This window comes from Dermatobacter hominis, from assembly GCF_020715685.1.
Classification (GTDB): domain Bacteria; phylum Actinomycetota; class Acidimicrobiia; order Acidimicrobiales; family Microtrichaceae; genus Dermatobacter; species Dermatobacter hominis.
The window spans coordinates 2833297-2852762 of record NZ_CP085840.1; the positions used below are offsets into that span (position 1 = coordinate 2833297).

The 19466-nt window shown below is 71.6% G+C and carries 18 protein-coding genes; 8 read left to right on the plus strand and 10 right to left on the minus strand.

Features of this window, described 5'->3' with window-relative positions; all coding sequences use genetic code 11:
• Positions 1-9: 9 nt before the first annotated feature.
• From gyrA to dnaA, 6 genes are all read right to left on the minus strand, one after another.
• Positions 10-2604: a DNA gyrase subunit A gene (gene gyrA / locus LH044_RS13440; RefSeq protein WP_227756096.1), complete on the minus strand. Its 2595-nt coding sequence runs from the start codon at positions 2602-2604 to the stop codon at positions 10-12.
• Between the two features lie 53 nt (positions 2605-2657).
• Entirely contained in the window at positions 2658-4613 is a 1956-nt protein-coding gene (gene gyrB, locus LH044_RS13445) for a DNA topoisomerase (ATP-hydrolyzing) subunit B (protein WP_227756097.1), read from the minus strand.
• Positions 4614-4829: 216 nt separating this feature from the next.
• A complete protein-coding gene (locus tag LH044_RS13450) occupies positions 4830-5156 on the minus strand; it encodes a DciA family protein (protein ID WP_227756098.1) in 327 nt (108 codons plus the stop codon).
• Positions 5157-5202: 46 nt separating this feature from the next.
• The gene (recF, locus tag LH044_RS13455; RefSeq protein ID WP_227756099.1) at positions 5203-6294 is read right to left on the minus strand and encodes a DNA replication/repair protein RecF; all 1092 of its coding nucleotides are present in this window, start codon (positions 6292-6294) and stop codon (positions 5203-5205) included.
• A 67-nt stretch (positions 6295-6361) separates the two neighbouring features.
• Positions 6362-7453 (minus strand): DNA polymerase III subunit beta, encoded by a 1092-nt coding sequence (gene dnaN / locus LH044_RS13460; RefSeq protein ID WP_227756100.1) that lies wholly within the window; start codon positions 7451-7453, stop codon positions 6362-6364.
• A gap of 342 nt (positions 7454-7795) precedes the next feature.
• Positions 7796-9172: a chromosomal replication initiator protein DnaA gene (dnaA, locus tag LH044_RS13465; protein WP_227756101.1), complete on the minus strand. Its 1377-nt coding sequence runs from the start codon at positions 9170-9172 to the stop codon at positions 7796-7798.
• A 484-nt stretch (positions 9173-9656) separates the two neighbouring features.
• Between dnaA and rpmH the strand changes: the two genes are divergently transcribed.
• From rpmH to LH044_RS13505, 8 genes are all read left to right on the plus strand, one after another.
• Positions 9657-9815: a 50S ribosomal protein L34 gene (gene rpmH / locus LH044_RS13470; protein ID WP_374210625.1), complete on the plus strand. Its 159-nt coding sequence runs from the start codon at positions 9657-9659 to the stop codon at positions 9813-9815.
• A 46-nt stretch (positions 9816-9861) separates the two neighbouring features.
• Positions 9862-10203, plus strand: coding sequence for a ribonuclease P protein component (locus LH044_RS13475; RefSeq protein ID WP_227756103.1), 342 nt, complete (start codon positions 9862-9864; stop codon positions 10201-10203).
• Complete coding sequence (yidD, locus tag LH044_RS13480) at positions 10200-10526, plus strand: membrane protein insertion efficiency factor YidD (protein WP_227756104.1); 327 nt, start codon at positions 10200-10202, stop codon at positions 10524-10526. Before LH044_RS13475 ends, yidD begins: the two co-directional genes overlap by 4 nt.
• A gap of 73 nt (positions 10527-10599) precedes the next feature.
• Complete coding sequence (locus LH044_RS13485) at positions 10600-11820, plus strand: YidC/Oxa1 family membrane protein insertase (protein WP_227756105.1); 1221 nt, start codon at positions 10600-10602, stop codon at positions 11818-11820.
• Entirely contained in the window at positions 11817-12764 is a 948-nt protein-coding gene (locus tag LH044_RS13490; protein WP_227756106.1) for a Jag family protein, read from the plus strand. The genes LH044_RS13485 and LH044_RS13490 overlap by 4 nt, the downstream gene beginning before the upstream one ends.
• 71 nt (positions 12765-12835) lie before the next feature.
• Positions 12836-13510, plus strand: a complete 675-nt coding sequence (locus tag LH044_RS13495; protein ID WP_227756107.1) for an RsmG family class I SAM-dependent methyltransferase — start codon at positions 12836-12838, stop codon at positions 13508-13510.
• 500 nt (positions 13511-14010) lie between these two features.
• Complete coding sequence (locus tag LH044_RS13500; RefSeq protein WP_309568847.1) at positions 14011-15129, plus strand: ParA family protein; 1119 nt, start codon at positions 14011-14013, stop codon at positions 15127-15129.
• Positions 15119-16042 (plus strand): ParB/RepB/Spo0J family partition protein, encoded by a 924-nt coding sequence (locus tag LH044_RS13505; RefSeq protein WP_227756108.1) that lies wholly within the window; start codon positions 15119-15121, stop codon positions 16040-16042. Before LH044_RS13500 ends, LH044_RS13505 begins: the two co-directional genes overlap by 11 nt.
• Positions 16043-16251: 209 nt before the next feature.
• On the opposite strand, the gene LH044_RS13510 is transcribed toward LH044_RS13505, so the two are convergent.
• The 4 genes from LH044_RS13510 to LH044_RS13525 all read right to left on the minus strand — a co-directional run bounded on the left by LH044_RS13510 (position 16252) and on the right by LH044_RS13525 (position 19367).
• The gene (locus tag LH044_RS13510) at positions 16252-17316 is read right to left on the minus strand and encodes a peptidoglycan-binding protein (RefSeq protein ID WP_227756109.1); all 1065 of its coding nucleotides are present in this window, start codon (positions 17314-17316) and stop codon (positions 16252-16254) included.
• 103 nt (positions 17317-17419) lie between these two features.
• Positions 17420-17743, minus strand: coding sequence for a thioredoxin (gene trxA / locus LH044_RS13515; protein WP_227756110.1), 324 nt, complete (start codon positions 17741-17743; stop codon positions 17420-17422).
• Positions 17744-17959: 216 nt separating this feature from the next.
• On the minus strand, positions 17960-18922 hold the full coding sequence (gene trxB / locus LH044_RS13520) for a thioredoxin-disulfide reductase (RefSeq protein ID WP_227756111.1): 963 nt from the start codon (positions 18920-18922) through the stop codon (positions 17960-17962).
• 61 nt (positions 18923-18983) lie between these two features.
• Positions 18984-19367 (minus strand): phage holin family protein, encoded by a 384-nt coding sequence (locus LH044_RS13525; protein ID WP_227756112.1) that lies wholly within the window; start codon positions 19365-19367, stop codon positions 18984-18986.
• Positions 19368-19466: the final 99 nt, after the last annotated feature.

Sequence of the window (19466 nt, forward strand, 5' to 3'; positions counted from 1 at the left end):
GAGCCGCGCTCAGCCCTCGGCGGGGGGCGCCTCCCCGTCGGACAGGTCGACCGTGCCGCCCTCCGCGCCGTCGACCACCTCGGCCTCGTCGATGTCGGCATCGTCGTCCTCACCGCCCAGCACCCGGGCCACGGCCGCGACCCGGGTGTCGTCGTCGAGGTTCATCACCCGGACACCGGTCGCGTCCCGGCCCTGCACCGAGATCGTGTCGACCCCGGTGCGGATGACCACACCGGAGTCGTTGATGAGGAAGACGTCGTCGTCATCCGCGACGAGGAGCCCGGTCACGACGCGACCACGGTCCGCGTGCAGCTTGTGGGAGCGCACCCCCTGGCCGCCCCGGCCCTGGAGGTTGAACTGGTCGACCTCGGTCCGCTTTCCGTAGCCGGCGTCGGTGATGGTGAGGAGCTTCAGGCCCTCGGCGATCGGTGCCGCGCCGACGACCCGGTCGCCCTCGCGCAGCCGCATGCCCCGGACGCCGCTGGCCGTGCGGCCCATCGGGCGCACGTCGGTCTCGGAGAACCTGATGCCCTGGCCGGCCTCGGACACGATGAGGATCTCGTCGTCGTCGGAGGTGGCGAGCACGCGGACCAGCTCGTCGCCGTCGCGCAGGTTGATGGCGATGAGGCCGTCCTGGCGCGAGCTGTCGTAGGCGTTGAACAGCGTCTTCTTCACGACGCCGTTGGCGGTCACGAAGAACAGGTACCGGTGCGACTCGTAGTCCCGCGTGTCGATGATCGTCTGGATCTTCTCGTCGGGCTGGAGCCGCAGGAGGTTCACGATCGCGAGCCCCTGGGCCGTGCGGTCGCGCATCGGGATGCGGTGGGCCTTGAGCCGGTAGACCTTGCCGCGGTTCGAGAAGAACAGCAGGAAGGCGTGCGCGGACGTGTGGATGAGGTCCGTGATGTAGTCCTCGTCCTTGAGCTTGGCCCCGGCCACGCCCCTGCCGCCCCGGCCCTGGGTGCGGAACACGTCCGCCGCGACCGTCTTGATGTAACCCCGTGCGGTCATCACCACGACGACCTCTTCGTCGTCGATGAGGTCCTCGATCTCGAGGTCGCCGTCGTCGTGCTCGAGCGTCGTCCGGCGATCGGTCGCGAACTCGTCGCGGATCTCGGTGATCTCGTCCTTGATGACCGCCCGCAGCCTGGCGTCGTCGTTGAGGATGGCCTGCAGCTCGGCGATGGTGGCCCGCAGCTGCGCCATCTCCTCCTCGAGGCGCTCGCGGCCGAGGCGGGTGAGGGTGGACAGGCGCATGTCGACGATCTCGGTCGCCTGGATCTCGCTGAACGCGAAGCCCTCGCCCTGCAGCGTCGAGATCGCCGCGGCGCGGTCCTCGGAGGCCCTGATGGCGGCGATGATCTCGTCGATGAGGTCGAGCGCCCGCAGGAAGCCCTCGACGATGTGCGCCCGGCGCTCGGCCTTGGCGAGGCGGAACCGCGAGCGGCGGGTGATGACCTCGACCTGGTGCTCGATGTAGTGCCGGAGCGCGTCGGCCAGGTTCAGCGTGCGCGGCACGCCGTCAACCAGCGCCACGAAGTTCACGGCGAAGCTCGTCTGCAGCGGCGTGTGCTTGTACAGGTTGTTCAGCAGCACGTTGGCCGGCGCATCGCGCTTGAGCTCGATGACGAGTCGGGGCCTGCCCTTCGAGCTCTCGTTGCGGAGCTCGCGGATGCCCTCGAGCACGCGGGCGTTGACCAGCTCGGCGATCTTCTCCTCGATCGACTCGACCGAGGTCTGGTACGGGATCTCGGTGACGACGATGCGGTCGCCCTTCGGGCCCTCCTCGATCTCGGCGCGGGCGCGCATCTTGATCGAGCCGCGCCCGGTGCGGGCGGCCGAGACGACGCCGGCGCGACCCATGATCTGGGCGCCGGTCGGGAAGTCGGGGCCCTTGACGAACTCGAGCAGGTCGTCGGGCGTGGCCTCGGGGTGCTCGAGCAGGTGGACGGTGGCGTCGATCACCTCGCCCAGGTTGTGGGGCGGGATGTTGGTGGCCATGCCCACCGCGATGCCCTGGCTGCCGTTGACCAGGAGGTTGGGGAACCGGCTCGGCAGCACCGTGGGCTCCTCGGTGGAGCCGTCGAAGTTCGGCACGAAGTCGACGGTGTCCTCGTCGATGTCGGCCAGCATGTGCATGGCGAGCGCGGTGAGCCGGCACTCGGTGTAGCGGTAGGCGGCCGGCGGGTCCGACGGCGAGCCGAAGTTGCCGTGCGGGTCGATCAGCGGGTGCCGGAGCGAGAAGTCCTGGCCCATGCGGACGAGCGCGTCGTACACCGACTGGTCGCCGTGCGGGTGGTACTTGCCGAGCACGTCACCGACCACGGTGGCGCACTTCTTGTGGTTGCGGTCGGGCCGCAGGCCCGCCTCGTGCATGGCCCAGAGGATCCGCCGGTGCACCGGCTTCAATCCGTCGCGGGCGTCGGGGAGGGCCCGCGACACGATGACCGACATGGCGTAGTCCAGGAAGGACTGCTCCATCTCCTGTTGGATCTCGATCGGCTCGATCGAGCCGAACGTGACCGCCACCGCGTCCTCGGAGGGCTCGACCTGCTCGGTGCCCTCCTCGGGCTCCGGCGGGTCCTGTGGTGTGTCGTCGCTCATGTGTCCCTTGGGGATGCCGGTTCAGAGGTCGGTCTGGCTCGGAGGTCGGTGCCTCAGATGTCGAGGAAGCGGACGTCCGACGCGTTGGTCTGGATGAAGTGCTTGCGGCTCTCGACGTCGTCGCCCATGAGGATCGAGAACACCTCGTCGGCGATGACGGCCTGCTCGACCGACACCTGCAGCAGCGTGCGCTGGGCGGGGTCCATGGTCGTGGCCCACAGCTCGTCGGCGTCCATCTCGCCGAGGCCCTTCAGCCGCTGGAACTCGTTCTTGTGGTTCGGGTGCTCGGCGAGGAACGCGGCCTTCGCGGCGTCGTCCTTCAGGTAGATCTTGTTGCGGCCGACCTCGGTCGAGTACAGCGGCGGCTGGGCGATGTAGATGTGGCCGCCCTCGATGAGCGGGCGCATCTGGCGGAAGAAGAACGTCAGCAGCAGCGTCCGGATGTGCGAGCCGTCCACGTCGGCGTCGCACATGAGGACGACCTTGTGGTAGCGGATCCGGTCGTAGTCGAACTCCTCGCCGACGCCGCCGCCGATCGCCGAGACCAGCGCCTGCACCTCGGTGTTCTTGAGCATCTTGTCGAGGCGGGCGCGCTCGACGTTGAGGATCTTCCCCCGGATCGGGAGGATCGCCATCGTGGCCGGGTTGCGGGCGTCCTTGGCCGAACCGCCCGCCGAGTTGCCCTCGACGATGTAGAGCTCGGACTCGCGGGGGTCCTTGGACGAGCAGTCCGCCAGCTTGCCGGGCAGGCCGGCGCCGTCGAGCGCCGACTTCCGGCGGGTCGCGTCGCGCGCGGTGCGGGCGGCCTCGCGGGCCCGCGCGGCCTGGACGGACTTCTGCAGGATCCGCTTGGCCTCGGAGGGGTGCTCCTCGAGCCACTCGGAGAGCTTCTCGTTGGTGGCGCGCTCGACGAGCGAGCGCATCGGGACGTTGCCCAGCTTGGCCTTGGTCTGGCCCTCGAACTGCGGGTCCGTCAGCTTCACCGAGATGATCGCGGTGAGGCCCTCGCGGATGTCCTCGCCCTGGAGGTTCGGGTCCTTCTCCTTGATGTGGCCGTGCTCACGGGCGTAGCGGTTCACCGTGTTGGTGAGGGACTTCTTGAAGCCCTCCTCGTGCATCCCGCCCTCGATGGTCGAGATGCCGTTGGCGAAGCTGTGCAGGCCGTCGGAGTTGTAGCCGGTGTTCCACTGGAACGCGACCTCGACCTCCATCGCGCCGTCGTCGTCGGACTCGCCCTGCGCGTAGTAGCCGACGTCGCTGAACAGGGCCTCCTTGGCCGCGTTCACGTGGCTGACGAAGTCGCGGATGCCGCCCTCGTAGTGGAACACGACCGGCTCGGTGGTGTGGTCGGGACGGTCGTCGCGGAACGAGATGCGGAGCCCCGCGTTGAGGAACGCCATCATCTGGAACCGCTCGGTGAGCGTGGCGGCGCGGAAGTTCGTCTCGTCGAAGATCGACGGGTCCGGCCAGAAGCGGACCGTGGTGCCGGTGCGGGGCCGGCCGTCGGGCCCGGCCGGGGCGTCACCGATGACGTGGAGCTTCTCGACCAGCTCGCCGCCGTCCGCGAAGGCCATGGCGTGGCGCCGACCGTCCTGGTCGATCTCGACCTCGACGCGGGTGGACAGGGCGTTCACGACCGAGATGCCGACGCCGTGGAGACCGCCGGAGACCTTGTAGGCGCCGCCGCCGAACTTGCCGCCGGCGTGCAGCACGGTGAGCACCACCTCGGCCGCCGACATGTCGGGGTACTGCACCGACGTGTCGACCGGGATGCCGCGGCCGTCGTCGCGGACCTCGCAGCCGCCGTCGGGCAGGAGGGCCACCTCGATCGAGGTGGCGTAGCCCGCCATGGCCTCGTCGACGGAGTTGTCGACCACCTCGTAGACCATGTGGTGGAGCCCGGCGGGGCCTGTGGACCCGATGTACATGCCGGGCCGCTTCCGCACGGCCTCCAGGCCCTCCAGGACCTGGATCGACTCCGCGCCGTACGTGGTGGGTTCTGATGACAAGCCCGGCCTCCGGGGGTGGATCGGTGGTCGTCGCGGGGCCCGCGGACGGTCTCCGGGCCATCGCCGCAGCCACACCCCCGATGCTGTGGACGACCTGTGGAGAACGGTGTTCACGAGTGCCGTTCGAACGCCCTCATGGTACCACTCCCCCACCCCCCGGCCCGGCCACCGGGAGGGGGGACCGGTCCCCTGCGGGAGGGGCGGCCCGACGGGTCCTCAGGGCCTCGGATCGACCCGGATCTCGACCTGCTCGACGACGTCGCAGCCGCACAGCTCGTTGGCCGCGGCGGCCAGGTCGGACCGCTGCCAGCGCAGCGAGTCGGCGACCGCCGGGTCGTCCACGGCGACGGTCAGCCGGCCGTCCCTGAGCGAGTGGAGTCGGCACGCCGTCGCGAGCCGGGTGCCGACCAGCTGCGGCCAGGCGTCGGCCAGGGTCCGGATCGTGTCGGGGCGGGCGAGGCCGAAGGTCCGTTGCAGGCGCCCCAGCGAGGATGACAGGGCGTGGAGCGTCTCCCGGTCCCGGGGCAGCGGTTCGATGGCCACGGGCCCACGGTAGCCAGCGGCCCGGACGCCGACCGCGACGGCGGCCTCAGCCGGCCGAGACACCGCCGGCGGCCACGTGGAGCACGAGGTCCGCGGCGATGCCCTCGGGCAGGCCGGCGGCGGACGACAGCAGCGTCTGGCCCTCTGGCAGCGAGCGGAGCAGCGCGGCGCTCCGGTTCGGGTCGAGCTCGGAGAACACGTCGTCGAGGAGCAGCACCGGCGGGCTCCCGTGGGTCTCGAGCAGCGCCCGGTGCGACGCGAGGCGCATGGCCAGCGCCAGGGAGCGCTGCTCGCCCTGCGAGGCGTGGGTGCGGGCCGGCAGGCCGCGCAGCGTCAGCTCCAGGTCGTCGCGGTGCGGCCCGACCAGGGTGAGGCCCCGCCGCAGCTCGTCGTCGCGCGCCGCCAGCAGCGCGGCGGCCAGCCCGCCCGTGCCGTCGGGGCCGCGCCACGCCGAGGTGTAGCGGAGCCCGACGTCGAGCTCGTCGTCGGCGACGTCGCGGTAGGCGCGGGCGATGGTCGGCGCGAGCCGCTCGGCCAACCCGTCCCGGAGCCGGGCGAGCTCGTCGCCCGCGGCCGCCAGCTTCTGGTCCCACACCTCGAGCGTCACGAGCGCGGACTCGTCGGGACGGCCGTGGATCTGCTTCAGCAGGGCGTTGCGTTGCTTGAGCGCGCGCTCCCAGTCCGAGCGGACCGCGTCGTGGCGCGGGTGCAGCGACACCAGCAGGTCGTCGAGGAAGCCGCGCCGCAGCGCCGGTCCGCCCTTGACCAGCTCCAGGTCGTCGGGCGCGAACACCGTCACCCGCACGGCCTCGAGGAGGTCCCGCTGGCGGGCCAGGCGCTGCTTGTCCAGCAGCACGCGATTGCGACCCGTCCGGGCGATCTCGGCCTCGACGAGGTGCTCGCGGCCGTCGGTGGTGACCTCGCCACGCACGACCGCCCGGTCCGCGCCGACGCGGACCAGTGCCTCGGACGGCGCGCCGCGGAACGACCGCAGCGTGGCGAGGTAGCCGACCGCCTCGAGGAGGTTCGACTTGCCCTGGCCGTTCTGGCCCAGCACCGCCGTGAGCCCACCGGGCAGCTCGACCTCGGCCTCCGCGTACGAGCGGAACTCGCTCAGCCAGAGGTGGTGCAGCTGCACGGTCGGACCGCGGTCGTTCGCGAGGGCGCCGGCCGGGGGCGCGGCAGGCGTGCCGGCGCGACGGGGCTCAGGACACCCGCACCGGCATGAGCAGGTACAGGAAGTCGTCGCTGTCGGTGGAGCGCAGCACGGCCGGGCGCTGGGCGTCGCGCGTCTGGAGCACGACCTCGTCGGCGGACGTGACCTCGAGGCCGTCCATGAGGTACTCGGGGTTGAAGGCGACGGTGAGCTCGCCGCCCTCGTACTTGGCGTCGATCTGCTCGACGGCCTCGCCGACGTCCTGCGTGATCGCCCGGAGCTCGAGCCCGTCGGGACCCATCGTCAGGCGGATCGGGCTGTTCTCCCGCGCCATCAGGCGGACGCGGCGGATGGCGTCCTGGAGGGTCTGGCGCTCCACCGTCAGCGCGTTCGGCATGTCGGTGGGGATCAGCTTCTGGTAGTCGGGGAAGTCGCCCTTGATGAGCCGCGTGCTCAGGTGCAGGTCGCCGACGCTGAAGCTCACCATCTGGTCCGACAGCACCAGCGTGACCTCGTCGTCGTCGCCGAGGGCCCGCGTGAGCTCCTGCAGCGAGCGCGACGGCACCAGCACCTGCTGGCCCTGCTCGAGCAGCGACGTGCCGGGGAGGTCGCGGTAGGCGAGCCGGTACGAGTCGGTCGAGACCATCCGGAGGCCGCCCTCCTCGGCGGCGAGCAGCACCCCGGTGAGGATCGGTCGGGACTCGTCCGAGCTGGCCGCGCCGACGACCTGGCGCAGGCCCTCGGCCAGGTGCCCGGACTGCAGCGTGACCGACTCGCCCTCGGGCTCGTGCGGGTTCGGGTACTCGTCGGCGGGGATGGCGTTCAGGAAGAACTCCGAGCGCCCGGCCCGGATGCTGGGGCGGTCGCCCGACGTGTCGACCTCGACCGCGCCGGGCTCGAGGTTGCGGACGATGTCGACGGCGAGCTTGGCCGGCAGCACGGCGATGCCGTCGTCGCCCCCGGCGACCTGCAGCTCGGTCGTGATCGTCAGGTCGAGGTCGCTGCCGGTGATGCGCAGGCGGTCCCCCCCGAGCGACAGGCGCAGCCCGGACAGGACCGGGAGCGCGGCCCGGCTGGTGGCGGCCCGGCCGGCGGTGCCCAACGCATCGACGAGGACGTCTCGCTCGCAGCGGAACTTCACCGTGACTCGCTTTCCCCACTGCTGTTGCCGTCGTCGTTGTCCAACCAGTGGGAGTAGTAGTTGGGCCTGTGGATTGTGGGAAACCTAGCGCAGCCCTTGTGACATCTGGGTTGGGCCGTGCACAGGTCTCCCGGGCTGTCCCCGCGACACGCGTGGAATTCCACGCACGTCTGTGCACGACGGTCGGTAGAGAGGTCGCGGCCCACAGCGCGATCCCGCTCCCCTCCCCGTCGCGATCCCCCTCCCCCTGCGTCGCGATCCCCCTCCCCGGCCGTCGCGATCCACCTCCCGGTCGAGGCGGCGCGACGCGGTCGGCCGCGGTCGACGAGGGAGCAGGGACCCTCAGCGCTCGGAGAGGAGCGACTGGATGAGGGCGGTGACGTCCTCGTAGGTCTCGTGCTTCTCCTGCATGAGCGCCGCGACCTTGTCGTACGCGTGGATCACCGTCGTGTGGTCACGGCCGCCGAACTCGCGCCCGATCTGCGGGTACGACAGGTCGGTCAGCTCGCGGCACACGTACATGGCGATCTGGCGGGCGTGCACGAGGTTGCGGGTGCGGCTCCGGCTCTGGAGCTGCTCGACGTCCAGCCCGAAGCGCTCGGCGGTCTGGGCCAGGATCAGCGCCGGTGTGATCTGCCGGGGCTTCGTCGAGCTGATCGTGTCGGCGAGGATGTCCGAGGCGAGGTCCACCGTCAGCTCGGTCTGGTTGAGCGCCGCGTACGCGCTCACGCGGATCAGGGCGCCCTCGAGCTCGCGGATGTTGTACGTGATGTGCTCGGCGATGTAGCTGAGCACCTCGGGCGGGACCGACGTCGCCGACTGCTCGTTCTTCTTGCGGAGGATCGCCAGCCGCGTCTCGAAGTCGGGCGGCTGGATGTCGGTGATCAGGCCCATCTTGAACCGGCTGCGGAGCCGGTCCTCGAGGGTGGCGATGTTGTCGGGCGGGCGGTCCGAGGACAGCACGATCTGGCGCTGGGCCTCGTACAGCGTGTTGAAGGTGTGGAAGAACTCCTCCTGGAGCTGCTCCTTGCCCTCCATGAACTGGATGTCGTCGACCAGCAGGACGTCGATCTCGCGGTAGCGGCGCTTGAAGTCGGGCTGCTCGTTCTTGCGGATCGCGTCGACGAACTCGTTCAGCAGCGTCTCGGTCGAGATGTAGCGGACCTGGTAGGTCGGGTAGTTGTCCCGGACGTACTGGGCGATGGCCTGGAGCAGGTGCGTCTTGCCCAGCCCGGCGCCGCCGTACACGAACAGCGGGTTGTAGCTGCGGGCCGGCGTCTCGGCGACCGAGAGCGCCGCGGCGTGCGCGAAGCGGTTGGAGGGGCCGATGACGAACGAGTCGAACGTGTAGCGGCGCGGCCCGGAGGAGCGGCTGCCCTCGTCCTCGGGCGCGGCGGGCGCCGGCTCCGGGCGGGCGGCGGTGGTGAGGTCCACCGTCAGGGCGTCGCCGGGCTCCGGGCGACGATCGTCGATCTCGACCTCCAGGATGAGGCGGATCTCGGGGTACCCGGCGTCGGTGAGCGCGGCCTCGAGCAGCGAGAAGTAGCGCTGCTCGATCCGCTGGCGCACGAGCTGGCTGGGGACGGCGAGGGTGAGGACGTCGTCGTGCAGCGCATCGACCTGGATGTCCTGGAAGGTCGAGGACCACACGGTGTCGCTGACCTGCTCGATCAGCACCTCCGCCGTGCGTTCCCAGACCGTTGTTCCCTCCGCGCTCACGCGGCCTCTCCTGTCGACGTCCGTGCGTCCTGGTATGTGCGGGCGCCGGGTGGGTGGGCGTCCCGTCGTGCGGTTGTCCACAGGGAGTCCACATCTGTGGACACCTGGGACGTGGGGGTGTCGAGCGCGGCGGTGCGCTGTCCGGCCCGCCCCGGGCGTGGCCGTCGGCACCGGGATCCGGGCCGTCGGCACCGTCCGCGGGCGGTGCGTGCGTCGACGGACCGTAGCCACGACCGTCATCGAACCGCAACCCTCGCTTGTGACCGGCGTCTCACCACTGACCGTGGGCGCCCGGTGACGGAGACGGAGCGCCGTCGGGTGGTTGGCGCGGGACGGCCCGACGTTCTAGCGTGGTCCGGTCAGACGCCCGACCGGGCTGCCCCGCGCGGTGCCCCGAGGACGTCCCCCGACGACCGGTCCCCCGGCCGCCGGACGTCGCCGCCCACGGCTGCGCCCCCGTCCGCTGCCGCCGGCGTCCCGGTCGATCCAGGAACTTCGTGGAGTCAAGGTGAAGCGCACATACCAGCCCAACACACGGCGCCGTGCCCGCAAGCACGGCTTCCGGCACCGCATGTCGACGCGGGCCGGTCGGGCGATCGTCAAGGCCCGGCGTCGCCGCGGTCGCGCCCGTCTGTCGGCCTGAGCCGAATCGCGCCGATCGTGCCCACGCCCGGCGTCGGAGCGCAGCGGTGCTGGAACGGATCACGCGTCGAGCGGTGTTCAGGGCCTTCGCGCCCCCTGCGCCGCGCCACCGGTCCGGCCCGCTCACGCTGGTCGTCGCGGACCGACCCCAGGACGACGGCGATGCGGCCGGGCTCGCCATGGCCGTCAGCCGCAAGGTCGGCCCGGCCGTCGTGCGCAACCGCCTCCGCCGCCAGATCCGTGCCGCCGCTGCCGAGCTCGACGCCGAGCGGCCCGTCCGTCGCGGGTGGTACCTGGTGATCCTCCACCCGCCGGCCCGTGGCCGCACCACCGCCGAGCTGCGGGGCTCGCTGGCCGCGGCCCTCGACCGGGCCGGAGCACGGCCGTGACCGGCGACGCCGTGGCCCACCGCCCGTCGCTCGCCGCCCGCGGCCTGACCGGGGTCGTGCGCGTCTACCAGCACGCCGCCGCCGGTCGTCCGTCGCCCTGCCGCCACGTCCCGAGCTGCTCCACCTACGCGGTCGAGGCGCTCGAGGCCCATGGCGCGGTGCGCGGTTCGTGGCTGGCGGTGCGCCGCCTCGGACGGTGCCACCCGTGGGGGACGTCCGGCTACGACCCTGTCCCGCCCCGACGTGGGGCGGTGGGGGTCCAGCCCCGACGTGGGGCAGAGGACGTCAGCGGCGTGGAGCACGCAGGACCGCAGGAGCGATAACGATGAAGGTGTACATGCGCGTACACATCACCACGCGGCCGGGCACGACGGTGCCGGCCAGGGAGGCACGCTGATGTTCGAGCAGTTCTTCGAGGCGCTGGGCAGCGTCCTCAACTTCTTCTACACGTTGATCCCCAATTACGGGATCTCGATCATGCTCCTCACCGTCCTGGTGATGGTGCTGATCACGCCGCTGACCGTGAAGAGCACGCGGTCGATGCTCCAGATGCAGCGGCTCCAGCCCGAGATGAAGCGGCTGCAGGCCAAGTACAAGGACGACCGCGAGCAGCTCAACGCCGAGCTGATGAAGTTCTACCGGGAGAACAAGATCAACCCGCTCGGCGGCTGCCTTCCGCTGCTGGCGCAGATGCCGGTCTTCATCATCATGTACCAGCTGCTCCGGGGCCTCACGACCCGTCAGGGCGGTATGGGCTCGGGCATCGGCCACATCGCCGGACAGGTCCAGCAGGGCGTCGAGCTCACGCCCTGGATCTTCACCGACCAGTACTTCCGGCCCGAGCACCTGAACCACTCGTCGGACCTCTACCAGTCGCTGTCGAGCACCAACACGATGAACTTCTTCGGGATGGACCTCGCGGTCTCCGCCGCCCAGGCCCTGAAGCTCGGGTTGCTGATCGCCGTGCCCTACCTGCTGCTGCTCCTCGTCATCCTGGTGACCGGCGTGTACCAGAACCGCCAGCTGCAGGCCCGGAACACCAACACGGCGGTCAACCCGCAGCAGCAGATGCTGATGCGGATCATGCCGTTCTTCCTCCCCGTGTTCTCCTTCGGGTTCCCGTCGGGCCTGGCGCTCTACTGGGCGACCCAGAACCTCTGCCGGATCGGGACCAACGCGTACATCACGCGCAGCGTGTACCGGAAGGAGCACGAGAAGGCCCCGATCGAGACCACCGCCAAGGAGAAGGTCGGGAAGGGCAAGGGCGGCGCGGACGAGGACGACGGGTCCTCGGGCGTCGGGAAGGGCGGATCCGCGAAGAGCTCCGGCAAGGGGGCGGGCGGCAAGGGCACCGCGGCGATCGGCAAGGGCGCCGGCGCGAAGCGCGCCAACGGCAACGGCAAGGCCGACGACGACGCCTCGCGCCGCGAGGGCAGTTCGGTGAGGAGCCAGAAGGCCAGGGAGAACGCCTCGGCCTCCGGCGTGACGGGCAAGCGCTCGGGCTCCGGCGGCAAGCGGACGGTGAACCCGCGCCGCTCCGGCCAGCCGCGCGGCCGGAGCGGAACGGGCACGGACAGCGGCAACGGACGAGCCGGCGACGGCGACGAGAAGGAGTGAGTGCCACCGTGGAGTGGGTCGAGACAACCGGCAAGACCGTCGAGGAGGCCAAGGAGGCCGCCCTGGATCGCCTTGGCGTCGACGAGCAGGACGCAGAGTTCGAGGTGATCGAGGAGCCCCGTTCGGGGCTGTTCGGTCGCACCCGCGGCGTCGGCAGGGTGCGAGCCCGGGTCGTGCCGCGTGCGCCGCGGCCGAAGCCCGAGCGCCGCAAGCGCTCGCGGTCCGGCGGACGGTCGGGCGGTGCCGAGGAGACCAGGGACGAGAGCGGCAGCGGCGGCCAGGGCGGCCGGTCGCGGCAGCGCAACCGCAGCGGCGGCCGGAACGGCCAGGGCGACGGACGCGGGAAGGCCGACGACGGCCGGAACCGCGCGGACGCCGAGGAACGCACCGACGCCGGTGCCGACAAGGACGCAGCCCCGACCAGCGGTGGCGGCGGCAGGGAGCGGAACCGCAGCGCGGCGCCGCAGAAGGAGCGTGAGGTCATGGACGAGGCAGCGCAGTGCGAGGCGGTCACCACCTTCCTCGACGGACTGGGCCAGGCCTTCGGTCTCGAGGTCACGAGCACGGCCACCATCGAAGGTGACGTGCTCCGAGCCTCGATCGAGGGCAGCGAGGTCGGCCTGTTCATCGGCCCGAACCTCGGCACGCTGGAGGCGATCCAGGAGATCGCCCGCAACGTGCTCCAGCGCCACGCCGACGGGCGCGAGCACGCCAAGGTCGTGCTGGACGTCTCCGGAGTGCGCGAGCTGCGACGCACCAAGCTGGCTGCGTTCGTCACCGAGGCGGCGCAGCAGGTGAAGGACGACGGCGTCGAGCTCGCCTTCGAGGTCATGTCGAGCCCCGACCGCAAGGTCGTCCACGACACCGTCGCCGAGATCGAGGGCGTGGAGTCGACGTCGATCGGCGAGGACCCCCGGCGCCGGGTGGTGCTCAAGCCGGCCTGAGCCGGCGGGGAGCAGCTCCCATGGCGGACGAGGTTCACGCCGCAGGACGCGATGACGGGCACCCCTCGAGGGTGCCCGTCCCGCGTCCGGGTCCGGGTGAGACCGTGCCGGCCGGCGCGCTCCGGGACGTGCTCCTGCGCTCGCGCGAGCTCGGCTTCCTCGGCCCGGGCGAGATCGAGGTCCACGTGCGGAACGCGGACGCGTTCCTGACCGCGCTCCCTGGCCGTCGGCCGGCCGGGCCCGCAGTCGAGGCCGCCCAGCTGCTCGACCTCGGTTCCGGCGGTGGGGTCCCCGGACTGGCCCTCGCCGCCGAGCGCGACGATCTCCGGGTCGTGCTGCTCGACGCCGCCCAGCGCCGCACCGAGTTCCTCGAGTGGGCGGTCGGTGAGCTCGGCATCGCGGATCGGGCGTCCGTCGTCCGGGGCCGGGCGGAGGAGCTCGCCCACGAGCCGGACCTCCGCGGTCGCTTCGACGTCGTGACCGCCCGGTCGTTCGGTCCCCCCGCCGTGACGGCGGAGTGCGCGGTCGGCTTCCTCGCAGGGCCGGGCTCCGTGCTCCTGGTCAGCGAGCCGCCCGGCGGTGATCCGGACCGCTGGCCTGCCGGTCCACTCGCAGAGATCGGGCTCCGACCGGGCGCGACCTGGGAGGGCGTCGGCGCCACGGTGCGCGCGCTCGAGGTGGTCGCAGGCTGCCCGGACCGGCTCCCCCGCCGGGTCGGGCTGCCCGCCCGGCGCCCGTTGTTCTAGCGAGCTCCCTCCCTCCCTCCAGCTGGGCGCCCGCCCGCCCTGCTGATCAGCCGGGTCGCTCCCGCGACTCCCCAGCCCGCCTTCGCGTTCCTCTCCTTCTCCCGGGTTCTCCCTCCCTGCTCACTCTCCTGCGTTCTCTCCTCTCTCCGCTCTCTCTCTACTCTGCGCCGGGCTCTCTCATCTCCGCTCCGGCCCGCTGTCCGCTGGGAAGTTCCACGTGGAACGACGGGCCGAGGCCTGCCGACCGCCATCGAGGGTTCCACGTGGAACGACCGACCCAGATCCGGCGAGGCGGCGATCCCGGCCCCGTTGAGGTTCCACTGGAACGCACGGCAGAGGCGGCCACTGCCCGAGGGTGCTTGACCCCGGCTCCTCCGGGCGGGGAGGATGGGGCCGCACCGCGCCGGCGGTGCATCGTCGACCCGGGTGGACCCTGCGCTCGCGGGGTGCGTCCTGCAGGTCCGGAGCCTGCGGACGAGAAACCCTCACTGGGAGCTTGGATGTCTGACCTTCCACCCGACACGGGTGCGAACGACGGGTCTGTCGCGCTGGGCGCGCAGGAGCCGTCGGACGGTGATCCGATCGGCGTCACCGGGCCCACCGTCGTCCCCGGGGCCGAAGGAGTCGAGGAGCCGGCGGACGGTCCTGGCGACCGTTCGGTCGCCGGCGGCGACGAGCCGGCCACCGGGCCCATCGTCGACCTGTCCGACTCCGTGTCACCGGCGGCGGCGGTGGACGCCCCGAGCGATCGGCCCTCCGGCGACGGCGCGGAGCCGGGCACGCAGCGAGTCCCGGACCTGAGCGAGGCCGGCTCGCCCGAGGTCGCCTCAGGTCCGTCGGGCGTCTCGGGGCGGCCGCTCCCGAGGGTGATCGCCATCGCCAACCAGAAGGGTGGCGTGGGCAAGACCACCACGACCGTGAACATGGGTGCCGCGCTGGCCGAGCTGGACCATCGCACGCTCGTGATCGACCTGGACCCCCAGGGGAACGCGACCACCGGCCTCGGCATCAACTACCGGACCCTCGACCACACGATGTACGACGTGCTGCTGCACGACGTCCCGCTCGAGGACTGCATCGAGCCGACCGAGGTGCGCAACCTCTTCGTCGCACCCGCCAGCCTGGACCTGGCCGGCGCCGAGATCGAGCTCGTCCCCGCCTTCAGCCGGGAGGGCCGGCTGAAGCGGGCGATCGCGGAGATCATCGACGACTACGACTTCATCCTGATCGACTGCCCGCCCTCGCTCGGGCTGTTGACGGTGAACGGACTGGTCGCCGCGACCGAGGTGATGGTCCCGATCCAGTGCGAGTACTACGCGCTGGAGGGCCTCGCCCAGCTGACGCGGAACGTCGACCTGGTGCGGACGAACCTGAACCCCGAGCTCGAGATCAGTGGGATCGTGCTCGTGATGTACGACAGCCGGACGCGGCTGGCGGAGCAGGTCGTGACCGAGGTTCGCGCCCACTTCGGACCGAAGGTGTGTCGGAACATGATCCCGCGCAACATCCGGTTGTCGGAGGCACCGTCCTTCGGCCAACCCATCACCACGTTCGATCCGAGCTCCAGAGGGGCGGTCGCCTACCGGGAGCTGGCGCGGGAGGTCAGCGGTGGCTCGTAAGGGAGGCCTCGGACGGGGCCTGACGTCGCTGATCCCGGCCGGAGCCGGGGAGGACACCGACACGGTGACCTCCGCCGGCCTGACCGAGGTGCCGGTCGAGTCGATCCGGCCGAACCCGATGCAGCCGCGCCGGTCCTTCGACGAGGAGTCGCTCGAAGGGCTGTCCGACAGCATCAAGGAGCTGGGCGTCCTGCAGCCGGTCCTGGTCCGCGAACTCGACGACGGCTACGAGCTGATCGCGGGGGAGCGCCGCCTGCGGGCGGCGAAGCGCGCCGGGCTCCGATCCGTCCCGGTGGTCGTGCGGACCGCCGACGACGTGTCGTCGCTCGAGCAGGCCCTGGTCGAGAACCTGCACCGGCAGGACCTCAACCCGCTCGAGGAGGCCGCGGCCTACCAGCAGCTGATCGAGGACTTCTCGTACACCCAGGAGCAGGTCGCCCAGCGCGTCGGGCGGAGCCGGTCGGCCGTCACCAACCTGCTGCGGCTGTTCCAGCTCCCTCCCGGGGTCCAGCGGCTGGTCGGCGAGCAGCTGATCAGCGCCGGTCACGCGAAGGCGCTGCTCGGCCACCCGGACCGCGCCTACCAGGAAGCGCTGGCAAAGCGGACCGTCGCCGAGGCGCTGAGCGTCCGCGACGTCGAGCAGCTGGTGCGCGAGCGGCTCGAGCTCGAGGCCGGTCTCGACGCCGAACCCGACGTCGACACCGCCGACGACGGGTCGGGACCGGCCGGCGGCTCGCCCGGTCCGAGTCCGGCACCGCTGCGACCGCCCGGGCTGCTGGAGCTCGAAGAGCTGCTCGCCGACCACCTCGACACGAGGGTGTCGATCACGATGACCGCCAAGCGCGGGAAGGTGCTGGTCGAGTTCGCGAACCTCGAGGACCTCGAGCGCATCTACCGCCGCATCATCGGCTGAGCGTCCCGACAGGCGCGCGGTCGATCCCGTCCGGCCCTCGGGGCCGATCTGGTCGTGCCGCTGGGTGAAGGGCTGATCCCCTCGACCACCCTCCACCACAGGTCGAGCACGTTGTCCACAGCCTGGGCACAAGTCTGGGGAAAGGGCAACCTGAGGTGCAGGTTCTCGAAGGAGGGGTCGACCTCAGCCGCCGGTCGAGGTCGAGGCGGTCACGCGGGTGGGATCGGGCCGGCGCGACGCTCACCGGCGGCCGGCGCCGCTCCTGCGGCGTGCTCCGGCAGCTCGGGAGCGGGGTCGGTCGCCCACGCCTCGAGCGCACGCTGCAGCGATGCGATCACCAGGTCGCGGCTCTCGTGCACGGCCGCACGGTCGCCGAGCTGCACCAGGACCGCCGTCGCCCGCGTCTCGCGGAGGATGGGCAGGCGCATCCCGGTCACCGCACCGATGTCCCACCCGGGGGTCGCCGGGAGCTCCTTGACCACCAGCTCGGCGAGGTGACGCCCTCCGGCCGAGGCGAAGCCGGTGACCTCGAAGTAGCTGGCCTCGACGACGGTGCCCTCGGCCAGGGTGAGGCCGAGGTAGACGTCGGCGTCGAACTCGTTGGCGCCCGCCGCCTGGTCGGACCACTCGCCCTCGAGCAGCACGGTGGCCACGCCGACGTCCTGGAGCGAGGCAGCCAGCCGCACGGCGATCGGGTGCAGCGACTCGTCGGCGCCCACCGCCACCCGGAGGGCCTTGAGCTGGCGCAGCGAGCGGCGGAGGCGATCTCGTTCGCGGACGGCGGTCACCGTGGCCCGGCCACCCCGGCCCTCGAGCCGCATGAGCGCCTCGACGGTGTCGGGACCGCACACCTCGTCGGTGATCAGGCCGGCGTTGCGCTGGAAGTCGCCGACCGCGGCGCGGGTCGCCGGACCGAAGATGCCGTCGACGCGCCCGGCGTCGAAGCCGAGGGCCCCGAGGCGGAGCTGGAGCTCGGCCACGTCGTTGCCGCGCATCATCGGGGAGCGCAGGCACACGAGCCGATCGCCGAGCCGGAACTCCGACTCGACGAGCGCCGCCCAGGTCGAGGCGTCGCAGACCCCGTCGCTGCGGAGCCCGGCCTGCTGCTGGAACCCCTCGACGGCGCGGGCCGTGCCGTCACCGAACTCCCCGACCGGATCGCCGGGTTCGTGGCCCGACGCCGCCAGCCGTCGCTGGAGGTCGGCGACGGCCGGGCCGGAGGCGCCGGGTCGCAGGGGGAGTGCGGAGAGGGTGATGGTGGCTCCCGGGGTCACGTCCGGCCGTTCGGCTCGGACGGAGCGATGCTAGTGCCCCGGGTTGACGGCCCGGCCCGGCGCGCCCGCACCGTGGCGGCGCCGGACCGCACCGCGTGCGGCCTCAGATGTAGGCGTTGAGGTCTTCGAGCAGCTGGGGCTTGCCGCGGGCGCCGACGAGGCGCTGGTCCTCAACCCCATCTTTGAAGACGATCATCGTGGGGATGCTCATCACATTGAACTTCAACGCGAGGTTCGGGTTGTCGTCCACGTTGACCTTGGCGATGCGCACCTTGCCGTCGTGCTCCTGCGCGACCTCTTCCAGGATCGGGGCGATCATCTTGCAGGGACCGCACCACTCGGCCCAGAAGTCGACCAGCACCGGTTCGGTCGCGCTGCCGATCTCCTCGTCGAAGGTCGATTCGGTGAGTTGCGTGATGGAGCCCATCTGGCTCTCCTCCTGGTGTGCGGCTGGCCTCGTGCTGTCGGTCGACGGTCCTGCGGGCCCGCCGTTCCCGGCGGGGATCCGGTGGGTCCGCCGATCGGGTCCACGGAGGTGCAACCGGGATCGGTGGTCCACCATTCCAGCACCACCTCCGCCGGCGGTGGTGCACCGGACCGCGTGGGCGGCCCGGCGGGGGCGACCGTCGGGGCGGCGTGGAGCTCAGTGGCCCTGCGACTCGAGCCAGCGCTCGGCGTCGATGGCCGCCATGCAGCCCGAGCCCGCGGCCGTGATCGCCTGGCGGTACCAGTCGTCCTGGACGTCGCCGCAGGCGAAGACGCCCTCGACGGCGGTGCGCGAGGTCCCGTCCTGCGTGAGCAGGTAGCCGTTCTCCTTGAGCGGCAGCTGACCCACGAAGAGGTCCGTGTTGGGCCGGTGGCCGATCGCCACGAACACGCCGGCGGCGGGCCGGTCGACGACCTCGTCGGTGAGGACGTTGCGCAGCCGCACCGCCTCGACCCTGTCCTCGCCGATGATGTCGTCCACGACCGTGTCCCAGAGGAACGTGATCTTGTCGTTGGCGAACGCCCGGTCCTGCATGATCTTCGAGGCCCGGAGCTCCTTGCGCCGGTGCACCACGGTGACCGACTTGCCGAACCGGGTGAGGAACATGGCCTCCTCGAGCGCCGAGTCGCCGCCGCCGACCACGACGATGTCCTGGTTGCGGAAGAAGAAGCCGTCGCACGTGGCGCACGTCGAGAGCCCGTGGCCGAGCAGGCGCCGCTCGGACTCGAGACCGAGCATGAGCGCGCTGGCGCCGGTCGCGACGATCACGGTGCGGGCCAGGTAGGTGGGCTCGGCCGCGTCGGGATCGCCGACCCACACCTTGAAGGGCCGCTCGGACAGGTCGACCCTGGACACCTTGGCCGTCTGGATCTCGGCGCCGAAGCGCAGCGCCTGGTCGCGGAAGCTGCCCATCAGCTCGGGGCCCATGATCCCGTCGGGGAAGCCCGGGAAGTTCTCGACCTCGGTGGTCAGCATGAGCTGGCCGCCGGGCTGGTCGCTCGTCGAGGACGGCTCGCCCTCGATCATCAGCGGTTCGAGGTCGGCGCGGGCCGAGTAGATGGCGGCCGTCAGCCCGGCGGGGCCGGAGCCGATGATGACGACGTTGCGCAGGTCGGGCATGGCGGGTGATCTCCGTTCGGGTTGGGCGGCCGGGGTCGCCCGGGGGGTGAGGGCAGGAGCGTCAGGTGGGGACGCGTCCGCGCTTCGACCACAGGACAACACCGACGAGCACGAAGATGATCCCGAAGATGAGGTAGGTCGCCCAGGCGGGCAGGAAGATGGTGAACACGCGGACCAGCCCGACCAGGAACAGCACGACGATCGGGAGCGCCAGGATCAGCGCGACGACCGCGTAGACCATGCCCTTGGAGATCTCGAGGATCGGGCCGGTCGTGTGGGACCGGACCTTGTCGACCGAGTCGACGATGAGGTCGGTCACCTGGTCGGTCCAGTCGCCGTTGCTGGTCGCCGGTCGGGGGGCCGCGGCGTTCGCGGGCCGTCCGCCGGGCGCCGAGCCGGGTTCCGGCGCGGTGGACGGTGCGGAGGGCGCGGTCGGCTCGCTCATGGCGGGGAGCCTAGGGGGCAGGTCGGCGGACGGGCGACAGGTGACGGGCCACCGCCCCGGTCCGCCGGCTCGGCGCCGCGCCGATCGGGTGGCGCAGCA